This is a genomic window from Aliivibrio fischeri ATCC 7744 = JCM 18803 = DSM 507 (assembly GCF_023983475.1).
Taxonomy (GTDB): domain Bacteria; phylum Pseudomonadota; class Gammaproteobacteria; order Enterobacterales; family Vibrionaceae; genus Aliivibrio; species Aliivibrio fischeri.
Map to the genome: position 1 here is coordinate 1,549,100 of NZ_CP092712.1, position 19,122 is coordinate 1,568,221.

At 41.2% G+C, this 19,122-nt stretch carries 14 protein-coding genes; 9 read left to right on the forward strand and 5 right to left on the reverse strand.

The features are described from left to right. The first annotated feature begins 2 nt into the window (after positions 1-2). The 5 genes from AVFI_RS07270 to AVFI_RS07290 all read left to right on the forward strand — a co-directional run bounded on the left by AVFI_RS07270 (position 3) and on the right by AVFI_RS07290 (position 5,062). Entirely contained in the window at positions 3-701 is a 699-nt protein-coding gene (locus AVFI_RS07270) for an ABC transporter permease (RefSeq protein ID WP_017019239.1), read from the forward strand. A 13-nt stretch (positions 702-714) separates the two neighbouring features. Next, a complete protein-coding gene (locus AVFI_RS07275; protein ID WP_005419418.1) occupies positions 715-1,422 on the forward strand; it encodes an energy-coupling factor ABC transporter ATP-binding protein in 708 nt (235 codons plus the stop codon). Continuing rightward, positions 1,400-1,984, forward strand: coding sequence for a molybdenum cofactor guanylyltransferase MobA (mobA, locus tag AVFI_RS07280; RefSeq protein WP_054775251.1), 585 nt, complete (start codon positions 1,400-1,402; stop codon positions 1,982-1,984). Before AVFI_RS07275 ends, mobA begins: the two co-directional genes overlap by 23 nt. After that, positions 1,981-3,762, forward strand: a complete 1,782-nt coding sequence (locus AVFI_RS07285; RefSeq protein ID WP_188863359.1) for a bifunctional molybdopterin-guanine dinucleotide biosynthesis adaptor protein MobB/molybdopterin molybdotransferase MoeA — start codon at positions 1,981-1,983, stop codon at positions 3,760-3,762. The genes mobA and AVFI_RS07285 overlap by 4 nt, the downstream gene beginning before the upstream one ends. Before the next feature lie 217 nt (positions 3,763-3,979). Next, entirely contained in the window at positions 3,980-5,062 is a 1,083-nt protein-coding gene (locus tag AVFI_RS07290) for a formylglycine-generating enzyme family protein (protein WP_188863358.1), read from the forward strand. Positions 5,063-5,142: 80 nt separating this feature from the next. On the opposite strand, the gene AVFI_RS07295 is transcribed toward AVFI_RS07290, so the two are convergent. Next, a complete protein-coding gene (locus AVFI_RS07295) occupies positions 5,143-5,349 on the reverse strand; it encodes a hypothetical protein (RefSeq protein WP_188863357.1) in 207 nt (68 codons plus the stop codon). A 111-nt stretch (positions 5,350-5,460) separates the two neighbouring features. On the opposite strand from AVFI_RS07295, the gene AVFI_RS07300 reads away from it, so the two are divergent. Next, complete coding sequence (locus AVFI_RS07300) at positions 5,461-6,540, forward strand: formylglycine-generating enzyme family protein (RefSeq protein ID WP_188863356.1); 1,080 nt, start codon at positions 5,461-5,463, stop codon at positions 6,538-6,540. A 90-nt stretch (positions 6,541-6,630) separates the two neighbouring features. Here AVFI_RS07300 and AVFI_RS07305 read toward each other — a convergent pair whose 3' ends face one another. The 4 genes from AVFI_RS07305 to AVFI_RS07320 all read right to left on the reverse strand — a co-directional run bounded on the left by AVFI_RS07305 (position 6,631) and on the right by AVFI_RS07320 (position 12,582). Beyond that, entirely contained in the window at positions 6,631-9,078 is a 2,448-nt protein-coding gene (locus tag AVFI_RS07305; RefSeq protein ID WP_188863355.1) for a LysM peptidoglycan-binding domain-containing protein, read from the reverse strand. A 14-nt stretch (positions 9,079-9,092) separates the two neighbouring features. Further along, positions 9,093-9,686 (reverse strand): DUF4123 domain-containing protein, encoded by a 594-nt coding sequence (locus tag AVFI_RS07310; protein ID WP_054775246.1) that lies wholly within the window; start codon positions 9,684-9,686, stop codon positions 9,093-9,095. Continuing rightward, positions 9,668-11,932, reverse strand: a complete 2,265-nt coding sequence (tssI, locus tag AVFI_RS07315) for a type VI secretion system tip protein TssI/VgrG (RefSeq protein WP_188863354.1) — start codon at positions 11,930-11,932, stop codon at positions 9,668-9,670. Before tssI ends, AVFI_RS07310 begins: the two co-directional genes overlap by 19 nt. Before the next feature lie 131 nt (positions 11,933-12,063). Continuing rightward, the gene (locus AVFI_RS07320; RefSeq protein WP_012533499.1) at positions 12,064-12,582 is read right to left on the reverse strand and encodes an Hcp family type VI secretion system effector; all 519 of its coding nucleotides are present in this window, start codon (positions 12,580-12,582) and stop codon (positions 12,064-12,066) included. Between the two features lie 380 nt (positions 12,583-12,962). On the opposite strand from AVFI_RS07320, the gene AVFI_RS07325 reads away from it, so the two are divergent. The 3 genes from AVFI_RS07325 to AVFI_RS07335 all read left to right on the forward strand — a co-directional run bounded on the left by AVFI_RS07325 (position 12,963) and on the right by AVFI_RS07335 (position 19,121). Then, positions 12,963-14,480, forward strand: a complete 1,518-nt coding sequence (locus tag AVFI_RS07325; RefSeq protein WP_188863353.1) for a type I restriction-modification system subunit M — start codon at positions 12,963-12,965, stop codon at positions 14,478-14,480. After that, positions 14,470-15,648: a restriction endonuclease subunit S gene (locus tag AVFI_RS07330; protein WP_199414881.1), complete on the forward strand. Its 1,179-nt coding sequence runs from the start codon at positions 14,470-14,472 to the stop codon at positions 15,646-15,648. Before AVFI_RS07325 ends, AVFI_RS07330 begins: the two co-directional genes overlap by 11 nt. A 122-nt stretch (positions 15,649-15,770) precedes the next feature. Continuing rightward, positions 15,771-19,121 carry a type I restriction endonuclease subunit R gene (locus AVFI_RS07335; RefSeq protein WP_188863352.1) on the forward strand — a complete coding sequence of 1,117 codons (3,351 nt, stop codon included), beginning with the start codon at positions 15,771-15,773 and terminating at the stop codon, positions 19,119-19,121. Position 19,122 lies beyond the last annotated feature (1 nt).

Sequence of the window (19,122 nt, forward strand, 5' to 3'; positions counted from 1 at the left end):
CCATGACTATCTTAGCCACCTCTCAAGAGGCAATTCAATTACTGTTTAGTGGTGATACTGCATTATGGAGCATCGTAGGTGTTTCTTTCTCTGTATCCCTATTTGCAATGGCAGTTGTATTATTACCTGCTCTTTTGTTGGCATTTGCGCTTGCTTATGGATCTTTTCCTGGGCGGTGGCTATTACTTTCTATAATGAATACCTTACAGTCAGTTCCTACCGTTGTTATCGGTTTACTGCTGTATATGATGCTTTCACGCGCTGGTCCATTAGGGGATTGGCAACTATTATTTACTCAAGAAGCGATGATCATAGGACAAATATTTATCTGTTTTCCGATCATGGTCGCGATGATGCATGGCGCATTCCAACACAGTGACCGCCGTGTTTGGGAAACCTCATTTACGCTTGGTGCTTCACTTCCACGGGCATTTGGCAGTTTAATTTGGGAGACTCGCTTCCCTATCCTAGCCGCCGTTATTGCTGGGTTTTCTCGTATAATTACTGAAGTAGGTTGTTCAATGATGGTTGGTGGTAACATCTTCAACTCTACTCGAAATATTCCAACTGCGATTGCAATGGAAAGCCAAAAAGGCGCATTTGCACAGGGTGTTGCTCTTGGTATGGTGTTATTAGTTTTAGCACTCGTTTTAAACTTTTTACTCTCTATCACTCGTGGTAAAGGGTATTTACGTACTTAGTAGGCATATAACGATGACAATTAGAATTACTGCCGATAATCTATCTATGCGATTTAACGATCGTGTGCTTTTTCATATCCCACATTTATCTCTTGGACCAAAAGAATCTGTTTATTTACGTGGTGCCAATGGCGTAGGTAAAACCACTCTACTCAAAATCTTATCGGGTCTGCAAACCGCAACAACGGGTAAGATCAACCTTGACCAACCTCATTGGTCTGTTCGTCTACTCGGCCGTTCAGGTAACAATCAAATCGTTTATTTGCATCAGAATCCATTTCTGTTTGATGGTACGGTTTATGACAATGTCATTTACGGTGTGAAATACACAGCAATGAGCAAGCAAAACAAACGTAATATGGTTATCAACGCCTTACGTATGGTTGGCCTTGAAACCTTAGCTGACGAACATATTTCTGTTTTATCTGGTGGTGAAAAACAACGTGTCGCTATGGCTCGAGCTTGGGTATTAAAACCGTCTATTTTGCTAATGGACGAACCAAGTGCCAGTGTTGACCAAGAGTCCATCGATTTATTGGTAATTATGGCTAAAGATCTACTTGATCGAGGCTCTAGCATTGTCGTTACCAGCCACCAAACCAATGCCTTAACTGAAATTTGTCATCGTCAATGGACCATTTCAGATGCAAAGCTGATAGAATCAACCCCATTAAAAGTGATTGTTAGCAAGGATAAGTATGCTCCAGCCAAAGCAAACTAGTTGGGTAATATTAGCGGGTGGGCAAGCTCGTCGTATGGGTGGTAAAGATAAAGGGTTTGTTTTATTTCAAGATAAACCACTCATCGAGCACGCTCTAGAAACATTAACATCTCAAACTGACCAAATTGCCATTAATGCTAATCGCAGTATTGAAGAATATTCACGTTACGCCGTCACCTTCCCAGACCAATTTAGTGAATACCCAGGGCCTTTAGCGGGTATGCATTCTGGCCTTGTAAATATGAATTCTGACTGGGTTGGGTTTATTCCATGTGATTCCCCTAACCTGCCAAGCAATTTAGTTTCTTTACTTTGCAATGCTGTAAAAAAAGATACTGATATTGTGGTGGCTCACGATGGTGAGTACATGCAACCTGTTGTCACTTTAATGCACAAACGTATTATTCCAAAAATTGATGCCTTTTTAACGCGTGGAGACAGAAAAATCATCCTATTATACAAAGAGTGTAATACTGTTTTTGCTGATTTCTCTGACTACCCTAACGCGTTTATCAATTTGAATAGTCCTCAAGAACTTGAACAATTTGGAACTTTATTATGAGCTTAACGTCTGCGTCTATCCCTTTATTGGGTTTTGCTGCTTATAGCGGCACAGGTAAAACAACATTACTTGAAAAACTGCTGCCTAAACTGACTGATATGGGACTAAAAGTCGCAGTCATTAAACACGCTCATCATAATTTTGATATCGACCAAGAAGGCAAAGACAGTTACCGCTTACGTAAAGCGGGCGCTAGCCAAATGTTGATCAGTTCACGCTTTCGTAATGCCTTGATCACTGAAACACCCGATGAAGAAACGACATGTCAGCAGTTAATCAATAAACTCGACCAAACTGAATTAGACTTAATTCTTATTGAAGGGTTTAAACAACTGCCATACACCAAGATTGAATTACATCGTGATGAAATCGGCAAGCCTTGGATTTTCCCAGAAGATGAGAACATCATTGCGATTGCCTCGGATTCAAAAGCCGACTCTGAACTGCCTCAAATGGATATCAATGATACCGACTCAATCACGCAATTCATTGTTGACTACGTAAAACAACATCAACATAAACAACAAAGTGACCTATCTGCTAACTGCGATGAGTTATCTCCTGCGTTTTTATCTGTTAGCCAAGGCAGAGCTAAGATTTTAGAGGCAATCACTCCACTAAGTTCACAAAGTAATGTTTCTTTAGTTGAGTCGATTAACGCATTAGCCGCTCAAGATATTTTATCGCCGATTAATGTTCCTCAACATAACAATTCAGCAATGGATGGCTATGTGATTTGTGGTGATGATTTAGAGCGTGAAAGCTATACGGTCGTTGCCGAAATCATGGCGGGTCACAGCTATGATCGCCCCCTTCAACATGGTGAAGCCGCAAAAATCATGACGGGTGCCCCTGTACCTGAAAATGGTCATGCTGTGATCATGCGAGAACAAGCGACTCAAGAAGGTGATCAAGTATACTTCGATGCGGGTAAATCAGGCATTCGTAAAGGCCAAAACGTTCGTCTAGCCGGTGAAGACCTGGCTATGGATCAGATCTGTGTGGCTAAAGGTTCACGTATTACAGCACCTGAAGTGGGTATGCTTGCATCTTTAGGCATTGCTTCTGTTCCTGTTATCGCTAAAACAAAAGTGGCTATCTTCTCGACTGGCGATGAAGTTCAAGCGCCGGGTGAAGCACAAAAAGCCAACTCTATTTACGACTCAAACCGTTTTACTTTAACGGCATTACTGCAAAAATTAGGCTGTGAAGTGATTGATTTCGGTATCATTGAAGACAGTGAAGCCGCTTTAGAATCAACGCTTTCTCAAGCATCACAACAAGCAGATATGATTTTATCTTCTGGTGGTGTGTCGGTTGGTGATGCGGACTACATCAAAACGATTTTAGACAAACTGGGCAATATTAATTTCTGGCGTATCAATATGCGTCCGGGACGCCCTCTTGCCTTTGGTCATATTGGTGATACTCCATTCTTCGGTTTACCAGGTAACCCTGTAGCAGTAATGGTGGCGTTCTTACAGTTTGTTGAGCCTGCACTTCGCAAACTTCAAGGCGAAGATAATTGGCAGCCTGAAACCTTTACTGCTATTGCAAAAGAGTTTATTCGTTCTCGCACTGGCCGAACTGAATACAGCCGTGGCATTTACTCGATTAACCAAAATGGTCAAATGGAAGTGGTAACCACAGGTAAGCAAGGCTCTGGGATTTTACGTTCAATGAGTGAAGCCAATTGCTTAATTGAAGTGCAACCAGAAGTTGAGTCGGTAGATATTGGTCAGAAAGTGACAATTATTCCACTGGGTTCGAGAGTTTAAAGCGCCTAAATAATTTTAAATAACTCTAAATTTAGCCTCACTTTTGTGAGGCTTTTTCTTATAAAGCTACATAAATAAACAATACTTACATGACATAAACATAACTCTTATCACTCCTTGTAAGCACTGAACAAATATCACGTTTTACTCCCTGTTGCACCTTCAATGAGAGCGCGAAATAGCTTAAAATAGAGACATAAAATTATAAGGAAGAATCATGAAAAACAAATGGTTAGGATTTGCTTGCTTACTACCATTATTAAGCGGCTGCAACGATGCCAACTCCTCTATTAGCGCATCAAGTGACACGGTATCAAAACAACAGATTGATACCATTATTACCAACATCAATAAGTTGTACCCCGATGCATCAACCGAATTAAAACAAAACGCATTAAACACTGCGGTTCGTGCTATTGAGAATCTAGTGTTCGTAAAAGGCGGCAGTTTTGAAATGGGAGATTTTGGCTCCCCTTGTGAAATTCCAAGTGTAACTAGAAACAGAATAGACTGGTCACCTGATGTAAAATGTTTGGCCTCCTTCAGTAGTGTAGAAACAGGAGCTAATAAGGTTCACAAAGTCACTCTTGATTCTTATTCTATGTCTGCTTATGAGACCAGCTTTATGGATATGGAATGGATGCGCCAAATTAATGGGTTGCCTGTCGCAGATAATAAATGGGATGGCTACCATATCATTAAAGGCGAAGTCATCGAAAGAGACTCTGAAGATTATGAATACCTATTAACACGCAGAAAAAATCAATCAGCAGGAACAAAAAATTGGCACCAGGCTAAAGATTATTGTCAATGGTTAGGTAATCTCACAGCACTGCCTTTTGACTTACCAACCGAAGCGCAATGGGAATATGCTGCACGTAACCGAGGTGAAAAACGTTATTACTCGACTAATAATGGTTATTTGCAATACCGCAATGGGCAATATTTCAACCCAAATACTGGTTACTACATTAATTATACTGATGATGAGGTCAATGCAGGAACAGGGCTAGAAAACAATCTCGGCAAATGGCCTGCCAACCCATTAGGCATATACGGCATGAGTAATAATATTAGCGAGTGGACCAATGATTGGTATTCACCTGATTATTATCAAGGATCTCCAGAGTTGAACCCACAAGGGCCAAAATCAGGCGAAGAAAAAGTCATGCGAGATGGAAAGGGGTCAATGACTATTGATAGAGTCAATAAACCTATAAAACGTGATAGTTATTATCCAAGCAGCAGCTTTCGCTGCTCCCTGCAACAAAAAACTCCAGCGACCATAGTTAACCCTTAATATTTTATCGCTCCTAATCGTTAGGGGCGATCTTTATTAATCATGTGTTTGATTACCGAAACAACCTACTAATCATATCCTCAACCAATTTCTGTCTTTGGCGTAAATGGCATAGACGGTATTTCTGATTGTTTTTTCGCTTTTGCTAAACGATAAACCCAGCCATTAAACTCCCTTTGTTGCTCGCCATCTAATACTGTATTAATACGCTTTAAGTTAGCAAACAATTTTTCGTAACCTACTTCCTCACGCCCCAAACAGTAATATTTACATAGCATAAATGTCACTCTTATCACTCCCTGTGAACACTGAACAAATATCACATTTTACTTCCTGTTACACCTTCAATGAGAACGCGAAATAGCTTAAAATAGAGGCATAAATTATAAGGAAGAATTATGAAAAACAAATGGTTAGGATTTGCTTGCTTACTACCATTATTAAGCGGCTGCAACGATGCGAATTCCTCTATTAGCGCATCAAGTGACACAGTATCAAAACAACAGATTGATACCATTATTACCAACATCAATAAGCAGTACCCTGATGCATCCAATGAATTAAAACAAAATGCATTAAACACCGCGGTTCGTGCTATTGAGAATCTAGTGTTCGTAAAAGGCGGCAGTTTTGAAATGGGGGATTTTAAAGCTCCTTGCGAAATTCCAAGCAGAACCACAAATAGAATAGACTGGTCACCTGATGCTCAATGTCTGAGTTCCCCACTAAGCACACGTAAAGGAGCTGATTACCTTCACAAAGTCACTCTTGATTCTTATTCTATGTCTGCTTATGAAACCAGCTTTATGGATATGGAGTGGATGCGTCAAATTAATGGATTGCCTGTCGCTGCTGATAAAATGGATGGTTATCATGTTGTTGAAGGTGAAATCATCGAAAGAGGATCTAAAGATTATGAATATCAATTAACACGCAGAAAAAATCAATCAACAGAAACAATAAATTGGCAACAAGCTAAAGATTATTGTCAATGGTTAGGTAATCTCACGGCACTGCCTTTTGACTTACCAACCGAAGCACAATGGGAATATGCCGCACGTAACCGAGGTGAAAAACGTTATTACGCGACTAATAATGGTTATTTGCAATACCGCAATGGGCAATATTTCAACCCAAATACTGGCTATTATATTCGTTATACTGAAGATGAGGTCAATGCAGGAACAGGACTAGAAGACAGCATAGGCAAATGGCCTGCCAACCCATTAGGGATATATGGCATGAGTAATAATATCAGAGAGTGGATCAATGATTGGTATTCTCCAACCTATTATCAAGAATCTCCAGAGTTAAATCCACAAGGGCCAAAAACAGGTGAAGAAAAAGTCATGCGTGATGGAATGGGAGCAATGACTATTGATAGAGTTCCAAATAAAATTGAGGAAGATAGATATTATGCCAGTTATAGTTTTCGCTGCTCTCTTCAGCAACAAACGCCTGCTATTATCTTAAATTAACCTTTGAGTATATGTCGCCCCTAATCTTTAGGGGCGTGTCTTTATTAAGTAGAAGCTTTCTTTTCACAACCTAACCTAACAATCATATCATCAACTTATTTCTGTTTTTGGCGTAAATGGCATAGACGGTATTTCTGATTGTTTTTTGGCTTTTGCTAAGCGATAAACCCAGCCATTAAACTCTCTTTGCTGCTCGCCGTCTAACACCGTATTTATGCGTTTTAAGTTAACAAACAATTTTTCATAACCCGCCTCTCTTGTACCAAAATCGTTCATACGAGATAAAATCTCTTCAAACTTACGCCAACTGTAAGTGGTTTTCTTTAATAGATAACAAATAGCAGTCTCTTGTGCTTCTTCACCATGCATGAAAAAATCTTCCACTAAAGTATTGAGCATCATACCGACCACCTCAGGCAAGAGTTGGTCTGAAGGTACACCACTAAATACCTCTTCAGTCATGATGCGTTGAGAGAGCATTTTCGCTTCTTTTTGACGTTCACGAATAGCATCACGATCCCTCCAAATATCATTAATAATAGTTTGACCTAGCATTACCCCTTTCTTTAAAGCTTCAACAGCATCAGAAGCAAAGGTTAAATAACTGGTTCTAACTAAATATTCATACGCTCGATCATCAATATTTTCAAGCAGTCGATACCCTACCCACTGCAGTCCTTGCAAAATAACTTTAGCTAGCTCCCACAACTGATCTAACTTGATTAATGAAGCAAAACTACCACTGCCTCCAGCACCAAATACGAAGCGGCCTGAGCATGCAAAATAAAATCCATCAGGAGTTAATCTCAATTGAAAATCAACCCCAGCACCAAGGCCTCCTGCAATGTTTCCTTCGGCAGATACTTCGGCTAACTGTTGAAAGTCGATTTTAGCGTTCTCTTTTTCTTTCGCTTTAGATGTTGCTGGTGGTGCTTGCCACTCTGCACTGCCTGTAACTTTTCCGCCAACTTGTCCACCCGCAAAGCCATCAACTTTAAGACCAACTTCGCCACCAGTATTGGACGTTGCTAACCCTACATTTGGGCTATATAGCGCACCAACACTGCCTTCTCCAACTTCAGGTAATAATATTTTTGCTGACGCATCTCCACTCACCATTGCGCCTACAAACGCACTGATTTGTATTTCCCCTTTGAGTCTAAAGCAACCAAAAGCATAGGTAGCAGTATTTTTATTTGCATCGGTGTAGGTTAACTTAGCGGCATAACCTCCTTTATACGGCAGAAATCCTTCTATTTTCGCTGATGCCTCTGCAAGCGCAATTGCCGCAGAGCCACCAATCGCCATACCTGTTTTATCTAGGCTTGCTGCAGCATTCGCTCCCCAACGAACTAGCTGAGCTTCATGGCTTACGGCAATTTTGCTGTTATCGCCTTCTCCCCAAAGGTCATATTCCTTTTTAGATTCAAGCCAGTACCCACCGTCAGCTTTCCATTCCGCTATCTGTTTTTTTAATGGTCCACTTTTGATATCACTTTTTATATCTGCAGCAATGTCTTTTGCTACTGCTGTCATTAAGCCTTTTTTATCATTATCAAGCAACGCTTGCCTAGTATTCGTTCTATCTGGTACTTGACGCCAATGCGCATACTCTCGCTCAAAAAAATCAGCGCGAATATACATATACCTATTATCTAATACCGAGAACACCTCAATAACATGACGCTTAGCAGCGCTTTTTCCCTTTATATTATTTAACTTAACTGATTGATTATTTGGTTTTATAGGAGATGGGTTACTCTGCGCTTTCTCTTCACTTTGTTGTACCATAGCCAATTGTTGTTGACGTAATCGCCCTAAATCAGCATCGATACGCTCAAGAGCTTCTCTTTTTAATGTGCCAACAGATAAGTTATCAGTATATAAAGGATTTTCGTTATAATCCTTCACAAACAGCTTTGTATTCTCAAGCTCTTTTATTTGTCCTTGTAGAGCCTCCCAATTCTCGTTGTCTTGTTTTTTTATTTGTGCAGCTTCATTTCTTTTTCTTTGTTTATCAAGACTTGATTCTGATAGAAAAATCGCTCCTGCATAATTTGCCGCCTCTAGCCATGCCTGTCTCTTTCTGGCATGAGCTGCAATCTGCTCTTTTGTGGCACTTTCTACATTAAGTGCAGCACTAACAAGATCAACATACCCTTGGATCAGTTTATTTAATTCACTTACTTCCTCTTTTATAAATTTGAGCGCTTTTTCATCCACACAATAAAAATCTGTTTTATGTACCCCTGTCACAAACAAAATGTCATGCACTTCTTTAGCTTCGCATTCTGGCGGAGACATTAATGTGCAGGTGTCTGATACTGGGCGAGGTTTTACAGGTTCAATAAAATAATCTTGCTCTATCTCCTCATCCTCGACTTCTTCTGGCAGACGAATGCTATCACCTACATGTATTAAATCAGGGTTTGGTTGATATTTCGGGTTCAACTCTAATAACGTGGTGAAAGGGACATCATTATCAATGGCAATTTTAAGTAGCGTATCACCGCTCTGAACAATATAAGATTGGCTCATGGTATTTCACTCCTTTACCATTGAGTTAAAATAAATTGCATGGACGCAAGATGTAGTTCAGTCATTGTCCATTGATAATCAGAAAATGGAGGTGCAAGAGATTCTGAAATGGGAACAGTAAGCCACGCTTTATTAAACCATGTGATTTTAGTCACCGGTGCAAAATAATCTCGACGCTCTGTATCTGACATTGAGGCAACTAATGGCAATAATCCTCTAGGGTCGTAATAGCGTAAAAACACTTCTCCATTGCCTCTTTTAACGACCAAAGCATTACGTAATGAATACATTAATTCACTACTGCTGGTTGTGTTTTCAGTATAAAACAACGCTCCACAATGCGTGGAGTTCATTTTATTTACACTCGCTTCGAATAATGCTTGTGACGTTGCGATATTAACCACTACAGGACCATTTTTTATCGCATTAAACTGCGTTGCTTTAAATAGTTCAAAGATCTCTAATTCATCAACATGTGAACTAAGCTCTGCATGCCACTCTGCCCATAGCTCTGGTTCAATTAACGCATAAATGTTTTCTGATGCATCAAATAATGGTTGTTCAACAATATTCAATCGCCATTCACTATTTAGTTGTGAAGTTGACATACGCCCCCCTTACCACATTGGCATAACTCTTTCATTAATGCGCCATCTTCCACCATTGCACTGTATGCTGCTGACGTCATCACAGGCTTAGTTGATGCCAAAGGTGACATGGAAAAGGCTCTAGGAGGATTAACACTCACACTACTGCTTTGACTCGAAGCTGCACCAGGGTTAATTGCAACATTCCCTCCAACTAAAGTGACGGAACTTGCACCATCAACCATAATGTTTGAACCATATAAGGTTATTGTTCCATTATTTTTTAAGATAAAGCCTGAGCTACCCACTTTTGCACTGATTTCATCTGCACAGATAATCGTATGCTCACCATCGGATTTTATAGAGGCATTACTTCCCACTTCTACCGTAAAATTCTTACCAACAGTTAATGTATCATCAGCACTAATATCAGTGCTTCTTGCTCCCATCGTTATCGCGCTTTGTTCACCTTTAATAGTTAAATCATCATTTTTACCCACGGTGCTATTGCGGTTATCATGGATAGTTAACGTCTGATCAACCGCTACGCTCTTTTCTATGTTAGCGTTGTAACTTACGTCGACATCTTGATGAACTGTTTCTGTGAACGTTTGGTTTGTAATTGATGTTTTATGGCCTTCGATGGTCTCTTTTCGATCTTTTCTTATTTCATTTTCTTGGTTACGTCCAACGGCTAACTCTTCATCGTTACCTATGGTTCTGAAACGGTTATTAAGTACCTTAGTTTTCATATCTTTTTGAGCATGAAAATAAACTTGCTCTTGGTTCGCTTCATCTTCAAACGACATTTCGTTATAACCATCCCCTTTATGAGTTTGGGTACGAAACACCGTTTTAGTTTTATTCTCTGGTAACACATAAGGTGGTGTGTTCAAACCATTGTATACAGCACCTGTCACTAGAGGTCTATCTGGATCCCCCTCTAAGAAGGTGACAACCACTTCATGCCCTATTCTTGGTAAATAAACTGCTCCCCACGTTGGCGCAGCCATAGACTGACTTACTCGTAACCAACAACCAGAGTGCTCATTATTGTTACCATAACGATCCCAATGAAACTGCACTTTAATACGCCCCATTGGATCGGTATAAATCTCTTCACCCACAGGACCAACAACAACCGCCGTTTGAGGACCATCGATCACAGGCGCAGGTAACTTTTGAGCTTTATATTCAACATCACGTGGAATACAAATAAACTGATTTTGGTAAGAAGCCGGAGATTCACTTGCTTCCTCTTCATACGCTTGTGGGTTATAACCGCTATGTGTCACTGAAAGTAAAGTATAGTCACGGTTAATAGCACTTCTTGGATGCTTTGATAAGTCGAAGCTATAACCAGCGATTAAACGCATAATATTACTTGAAGCTTCAATCTGATGATTTTCAACCTGATTATCAGCTAATAGATAATTGGTGTGCTGTTGACCTTGATGTGTATTTTCGTAACGTCCCGGATAGTCAAAAACAGCCAAGTCCGTATCTAGCATACCTTGCTGCTGCACTTGCTGAGGGATGCGTGGTTGCTCGTAGTTATAATCTGTTTGAGTAATATGCCCTGTACGAACACAGTTATAAGCACTTAATTCAAAAATATGCTCTCTATCTGCATTACCACCACCGTCAGATTGATAAACCAATGGACCAATATAAGAAGCATTTAACGGCGAACTGATTAACTCTGGAATAGCATCATTTTTATCTACAATCACCATCGTATGATTGCTTGCAGTGTGTTCAAAGTAATACCACAGACCATGCTCTGCTAACAGGCGCTGAACAAAATGACTATCTGTTTCACGATATTGAAGTAAATATTCTTGATTTGGATAAGTATTAAATAACTCAAAACGATAATCAGTTACTGATGCACCATCAAGCACTTCAGTTAAAATGTCGACAATAGATTTATCTTGGAAAATACGACAATCTTGACGTTGAGTTAAAAACCATAATTGAGGGACAAGCGTGATTTGATAACGTGAAAAACGGCGACCTACGCCTAAATAGCGCACTTCATTAACAACCCCATGAAATAACCGTCCGGCATTGATGCCCTGTCCTAAAATAGTTAACACTGCTGGTTTTCGGCTGAGTACATCAAACTCAATATCAGGATCGAGTGATAATAAAGACAAAGTCATTTTAAAGGGCAGAGAAACCTCTTCAACGACATTAAAACTCTCGACACGAAATTCATGATGTGTGCCGAGGACTTCAAATTTAAACTCTAACTCGCGACTCATTATATTTACCTGATAGAAGCTCGATTGCATTGCTTATGGAGCACTCATAAACCATAAGCAATGCAATAGAAATAAAACGACAAACAGGGCCAACATGTGGCCCTTACTTTAATGATTGTTATCTATAATCATTACGCTTCGCGCGGTGTGCGCCAGTCGTCATTACCTGCTGTACCGCATGTTTCGTGAGTCACTTCAATTGCACGGTAAGTAAACTTAAGCACTTCTTCTGTTACACGATCAGCCATTGCTGCATCTTGACAGTGAGCCATGCGAGTTTGCATATCAACTAGTAGTGCATCAATCAGTTTAATTGTGTAGTAATGCTCTTGCTTACCTGAAGTCGAAGTGCGGTAGAAGTTGATGCTACACTCAGGCAGTTTTTCACCAGATACAAGAGCATTGAATAGTAGTGGAGAACAACGGTCTTGTTGCTTAGTTACGACTACTGGACGGTGAACGCGTTGACCTGTTGGTTGGCCGCTTTGTGGATCACGTGGAACCGTTAATACGTGATCAAGTTCTTGAACAAGAAATTCATCAACGTGCGCTTCTTGCCATACGTTACCTACTGAATCTGCTGAGTAAGCATCTTTAGTGATATCGCCTTGAGTTTCACCTTTAATTGACATATAAGCTGGAGTTGGCATGGCTTTATTCCTTAATATTAAATTCTATTGATAATCGTGCTCTTCACGAGTTAACTTCAATAGAGCAATTAAGATGCCAAAAGTTAAACACTTAAAATACAATAAGTTACAATACTTCAGTATAAATCGCCCAAAAAATTGAAACAACTTATTGGATAATTATCCAATAAGTTGTTTCAAGCATGTTATATTATTCGTTTAGGCTCCCCTCCTACCCCATCTTGTTGATTAAAATGACTATAAAAAAACACCATAACCACGTATTATATCCCCATATTTCATTCGCTTAATCAGCACTAATACCATTCTGGATAAGTAGTTGTTCAGATAATCACGTAGATTGATACAAATAAGCGCTATACATAACAGCTAGGTAACTCATGCCACATACCCAAATCAACCAAGACGACATCAACAAAGCCGTATGGTCAGCTTGCGATACGTTCCGCGGCACCGTAGATCCATCTATATACAAAGACTTCATCTTGACCATGCTGTTCTTAAAGTACATCTCAGATGTTCGCCAAGACAAAGTCGAAGAACTGACTAAACAGTTCGGTGACAACAAAGAAATGGTTGAAGCCATGCTTGCGAGTCAATCATTCAAAATTCCAGCAGGTTCAACCTTTTGGGATTTGTATGATGCACGTAATACCGCAGGTAACGGTACTCGTATTGACCAAGCATTACACGCAATTGAAGAAGCCAACGGCACCAAGCTTAAAGGCGTGTTCCAAGACATCAGCTTTAACACCGATAAATTGGGTGATGAAAAGCAAAAGAACGACATTCTACGCCACCTATTGGAAGACTTTGGTAAGCCAACCCTAAACCTACGTCCAAGCCGTGTTGGTTCGCTGGATGTAATTGGTAACGCTTACGAATACCTGATCAAACACTTTGCCGCTGGCAGCGGTAAATCGGCAGGTGAATTCTATACCCCGCCAGAGGTATCGGATCTGCTTTCTATCATCCTAGAGCCACAACAAGGTGACAGCATTTGTGACCCTACATGTGGTTCAGGCTCGCTATTGATGAAGTGTGGTAAGCAAGTTCAAAAGAACTTTGGCGGCTCTAAGCAGTATGCCCTGTTCGGTCAAGAAGCGATTGGCTCAACATGGTCATTGGCGAAAATGAACATGTTCCTGCACGGTGAAGACAACCACCGCATTGAATGGGGCGACACCATTCGTAACCCTAAGCTGCAAGACAGCAATGGTGGTTTACTGCACTTTGACGTGGTAACCGCAAACCCGCCATTCTCATTAGATAAATGGGGACATGAAGAAGCAGAAAGCGATCACTTTGGTCGTTTCCGCCGTGGCGTGCCACCGAAAACTAAAGGCGACTACGCGTTCATCTCGCACATGATCGAAACCTTAAAACCAGAGACAGGCAGAATGGGTGTAGTTGTGCCTCATGGGGTGCTATTCCGCGCATCTTCTGAGGGTAAAATCCGACAAAAGTTGATTGAAGAAAACTTGCTAGATGCCGTGATCGGCTTACCTGAAAAACTGTTCTTTGGTACAGGTATTCCAGCGGCAATCTTGATCTTCAAGAAGAAAAAAGACACCAAAGATGTGATGTTCATTGATGCTTCGCGTGAGTTCAAATCTGGCAAAAACCAGAACGTACTGACACAAGAGAACATCGATAAGATCGTCAAAACTTATCGCAGTGGCGACAACGTGGATAAGTACGCGTATGTAGCAACACTCGATGAGATCCGAGAGAACGACTACAACCTGAATATTCCTCGTTACGTGGATACCTTTGAAGAAGAAGCTGAAATTGATTTGATGGCTGTGCGCAGTGAGCGTTTGGCGCTGCAAGCTGTGTTAGCCGAGCTAGAAGCGGAAATGAAGGGCTACCTAGAGGAGTTGGGTTATGGTGCCTAATTCAATCTCAAAGCTTGATTTAGTGCAAGCTCAGATATCTGAAATTCCTGACGATTGGAAACTTTGTAAGGTGGGCGAAGCTTTACGTATTCGCAACAATTTTAGAAAACCAATTAGCCAAGAAGTTCGTGAGACTATGAAAGGGCAATACCCTTACTATGGTCCAACTAAAATACAAGATTACATTTCTGAGTACGAACAAGATGGAATTTATGCGTTAATTGGAGAGGATGGCGATCATTTTTTAAAGTATGCCACAATGCCTCAAACGCAGTTTATCTCTGGAAAATGTACTGTAAACAACCATGCTCATATTTTAGAAAGTTCAAGTATCTGTGACTCAGAGTGGTTCTTCAATTACTTTAAGCATAGGAATATAACCAATTTTCTATCAAGGCAAGGAGCTGGGCGCTTTAAACTAAATAAAGCCACACTGGAAAAGCTACCACTGCTAGTTCCTCCACTCCCAGAACAACGCAAAATCGCCCAAATCCTTTCTATATGGGATCGCGGTATTGCAACCACTCAAAAGCTGATTGAAGCCAGCAAGCAGCAGAAAAAAGCGTTAATGCAGCAGTTGTTGACAGGTAAAAAACGCTTGGTTGATCCTGAAACGGGTAAAGCGTTTGAGGGGGATTGGGAGCGTACACATTTAAAGTCGCTACTAATCGAAGAAAAATCTCGCAATAAAGATAACAAAATCACTCGTGTTTTAAGTGTTACAAATCACAGTGGTTTTGTTTTACCCGAAGACCAATTTTCTAAGCGAGTAGCGAGTGAAAATATCAGCAACTACAAAATTGTGAAGCAAGGTCAATTTGGCTACAACCCTTCACGTTTAAACGTTGGGTCCTTTGCCTGTTTAAATCAGTTCAGTGAGGGTGTTCTCAGTCCTATGTATGTTGTATTCAGTACAAATGACTCAAAGCTTCAAAGAGCTTACTTAAGCTATTGGATGCAGTCACATGAGGCAAAACAAAGAATAAAAAATAGTACACAGGGTTCTGTTAGAGAATCGGTTGGGTTTGATGCTTTATGCAGTTTTCCATTTATTTTGCCTGCATTAAATGAGCAACAAAAAATCGCTTCGGTCCTCACTGCTGCCGATAAAGAAATCGAATTGTTCGAAGCCAAGCTTGCCCACTTGAAGCAAGAAAAAAGGCATTGATGCAGCAGTTGTTGACGGGGAAACGTCGCGTAAAAGTTGCTGAAACCGCATTTTTTGACAACCAAGACAGTGCTTGTTTAGCAAGCCCTGATTAACAATAAGAACAACGTCATAGGCTAAGTATGGAAACATTATCTCCTAGTGAACCTAAGCATCACGCACCGAATTTCAAAGAAGAACAAAGCGCAAAAATCCCTGCACTAACTTTGCTTACTAACCTTGGCTACCATTTCATTTCGCCGAGTGAATGCATGGCAATGCGTGGCAACAAAACTACGGTGATCTTGCCGCAAATCTTACGCAAGGTACTAAGTTTCAAAACCTATTCATTCATGGGTAAAGAGCGCAATTTGTCGCAAGCTGCGATTGATAAAATCGTGCAAGAGTTGGCTAACCCTGCCATGAATGAAGGACTTAAAGCCGCCAATGAAAAGCTCTATAACGCCTTAACTTACGGCATTAGCGTCACTGAGTTTGTCGAGGGTAAAAAAGCCAACCCAACCATTCAAATTATTGATTGGGACACGCCTGGAAACAACCAATTTCATTTCACCGAAGAGATGGAAGTTGATAATGCACTTGGTACAGGTAAACGCATTCCTGATGTGGTCTGTTTCATTAATGGCTTGCCTTGGGTAGTGATCGAGGCAAAACGACCTGATAGCAGCATAAATGGCAAACCCACCATTACAGAAGGTATTTCGCAAAACATTCGCAACCAAAAAGTGGATGAAATTCCTCATCTGTTTGCTTACAACCAACTGTTGTTATCCATCAATGGGGCTAATGGTTTATATGGTACGTGCGGTACACCTGAGAAGTTCTGGGCGAAATGGAAAGAAGAAGAAATCATCGAAAGCACCTTTGAACGCCTTAAGAACACGCCACTGAATGACGCGCAACTGAATGCGATTTTCAGCCATCGCACGCCAGCGATCAAAGATGAATATCTATCACTGATTGCAGGCGGTGATTTGGTGGTGACAGACCAAGACCGCTTATTGGTATCCTTACTGCGCCATGACCGCCTACTAGAGTTAACCCGTCTATTTACCCTGTTTGATAAAAAAGCAGGCAAGATCGTTGCGCGTTATCAGCAAGTGTTTGGCATCAAAGCCTTAGTGGAACGCATCACTTCTTTTGATGATAAAGGAGCACGTAATGGCGGTGTGATCTGGCATACCACAGGTTCAGGTAAATCATTCACTATGGTGTTTTTGTCAAAAGCACTGATTTGGCTAAAAGAGTTAGCGAAATGTCGCGTTGTGGTTGTGACCGACCGTGTGGATTTAGAAGACCAACTTGCTCGCACCTTTGCTTCTGGCGGCGCATTGTCAGATAAAGACAAAAAGGATGCAATGGCAACCACAGGTAAACGCCTTGCTGAGCAAATTGGCAAAGGTAATGAACGTATTATCTTCTCGATCATCAATAAGTTTGGTACAGCGATTAACCTACCTGAATGCTACAACGATAGCCCAGACATTATCGTATTAGTGGATGAGGGACACCGCAGCCAAAATGGTGAAAACAACATCCGAATGCAACAAGCCTTGCCGAAAGCCGCTTACATCGGCTTCACAGGTACGCCTCTGCTGCAAGACGATAAAACCGAGAACAAGTTCGGTAAGATCATTCACTCTTACACCATGCAGCAAGCCGTCGAAGATGGTACGGTTACGCCACTGTTGTACGAAGAGCGTAAGCCTGATCTGAGCACCAACGACAAAGCCATTGATGCGTGGTTTGACCGTATTACCGATACTCTGTCGGAAAAGCAACGCGCAGACTTAAAACGCAAGTTCGCTCAAAAAGGTCAGATCTACCAAACCGAAGGGCGATTAGAGTTAATTGCGCACGACATTTCGGATCATTTCCAGAACTTCAAGCAGCAAGGTTTGAAAGGACAACTGGCGTGTGATTCTAAAGCCTCTGCAATTCGCTATAAGAAGCTTCTCGATCAAATCGGTAAAGTCACTTCAGTGGTTGCGATGTCGCCACCTGATACCCGTGAGGGACACGATAACGTCGATAATGAAAGTACCGATCTGGTGCAAAATTGGTGGAAAGAAAACGTCGCACAGAAAGGCTGGAGCGATGAAAAAGCCTACACCAAGCACATCATCCAAGAATTTGAAAAGGATGAAGGTCCCGACATTATGATCGTGGTCGATAAGCTGTTAACGGGCTTTGATGAGCCTAAAAACACGGTGCTTTATATCGACAAGCCGTTAAAACAGCACAACCTTATTCAAGCCATTGCGCGTGTTAACCGACTGCACAGCAAAAAGCAGTTCGGTTATTTGATTGATTATCGTGGCATCCTCAAAGAGCTGGACATCACCATTGAGAAGTACCAAGACTTGGCTGAACGCACCCAAGGCGGCTTTGATATCGACGATCTCAAAGGCTTGTATAACCGCATGGATACCGAGTACAAGAAGTTGCCAGGTTTGTATGATGACCTTTGGGCAATTTTTTCTGGTGTGAAGAACAAGCAAGATGGACAAGCACTTCGTCAGGCTTTGGCACCTAAAATTGATACCATTGATGGTCAATTAACGGATACCAACTTAAAGCTGCGTAATGATTTTTATGATGCGCTGACCGCATTTGCTAACTGCTTAAAAGTCGCATTGCAATCAGCGACCTACTTTGAAGATAAAAGCTTCGACGCTATTTTCCCCAACACGGCTGTGGGCACTCGAGATCATTACAAGAGCACGCTGAAATCCATGAGTCAACTACGCCAACAAGTACGTGCTGATGCAGAGGAAACCGTGGACTACGACGAATATTCGGAAAATATTCGCGCCATGTTAGACAAGCACATAGCTGGTGTGTCGATTGAAGAGCCAGAAGGCGCTTATCTGGTTGGCAACATGGGTAAAGATGCCAAACCAGAGCAAATGACCGATGATGAAGCCAAAAACAAAAAGGATGTCATCACTGGTCGTGTAACCAAGATGATTGAGCAAGATTTGGCGGATGATCCGTATGCCCAAGAGTATTTCTCAAACTTGTTAAAACAAGCCATCGAGAAAACCAAGGAGATGTTTGATAGCCCTGTTAAACAGTACCTTCTATTTGCGGATTTTGAGCAGCAGGTTAAAGACCGTGATGTGGCAGGTTTACCGACTGATCGCTTTGCAGAGCTTGATCCTAAAATCAAACGTCATGTTCAAGCGTATTATGGTTTGTTCTTAAAAGCGCTAGGTGAGCCGTTACCTCTAACGGAAGACCCCACTCTTGAAGATAAATACTTTCAGTATGCGTTAGACATTGATGGCATTGTACGTAAAGCGGTTGCTGAGTTTTCAATTAACCCATCGGAGATTGAAAACCAGATCCGTTTGGGGCTGCTGCCACTGCTGTTCGCTGATGTGGGTATCGACAAAGCGCAAGCCATTATCACTGATGTCATTCAAATCACCCGATTTGGCCTGTCTGGTAACAATAAGTCAGGCCACTAAG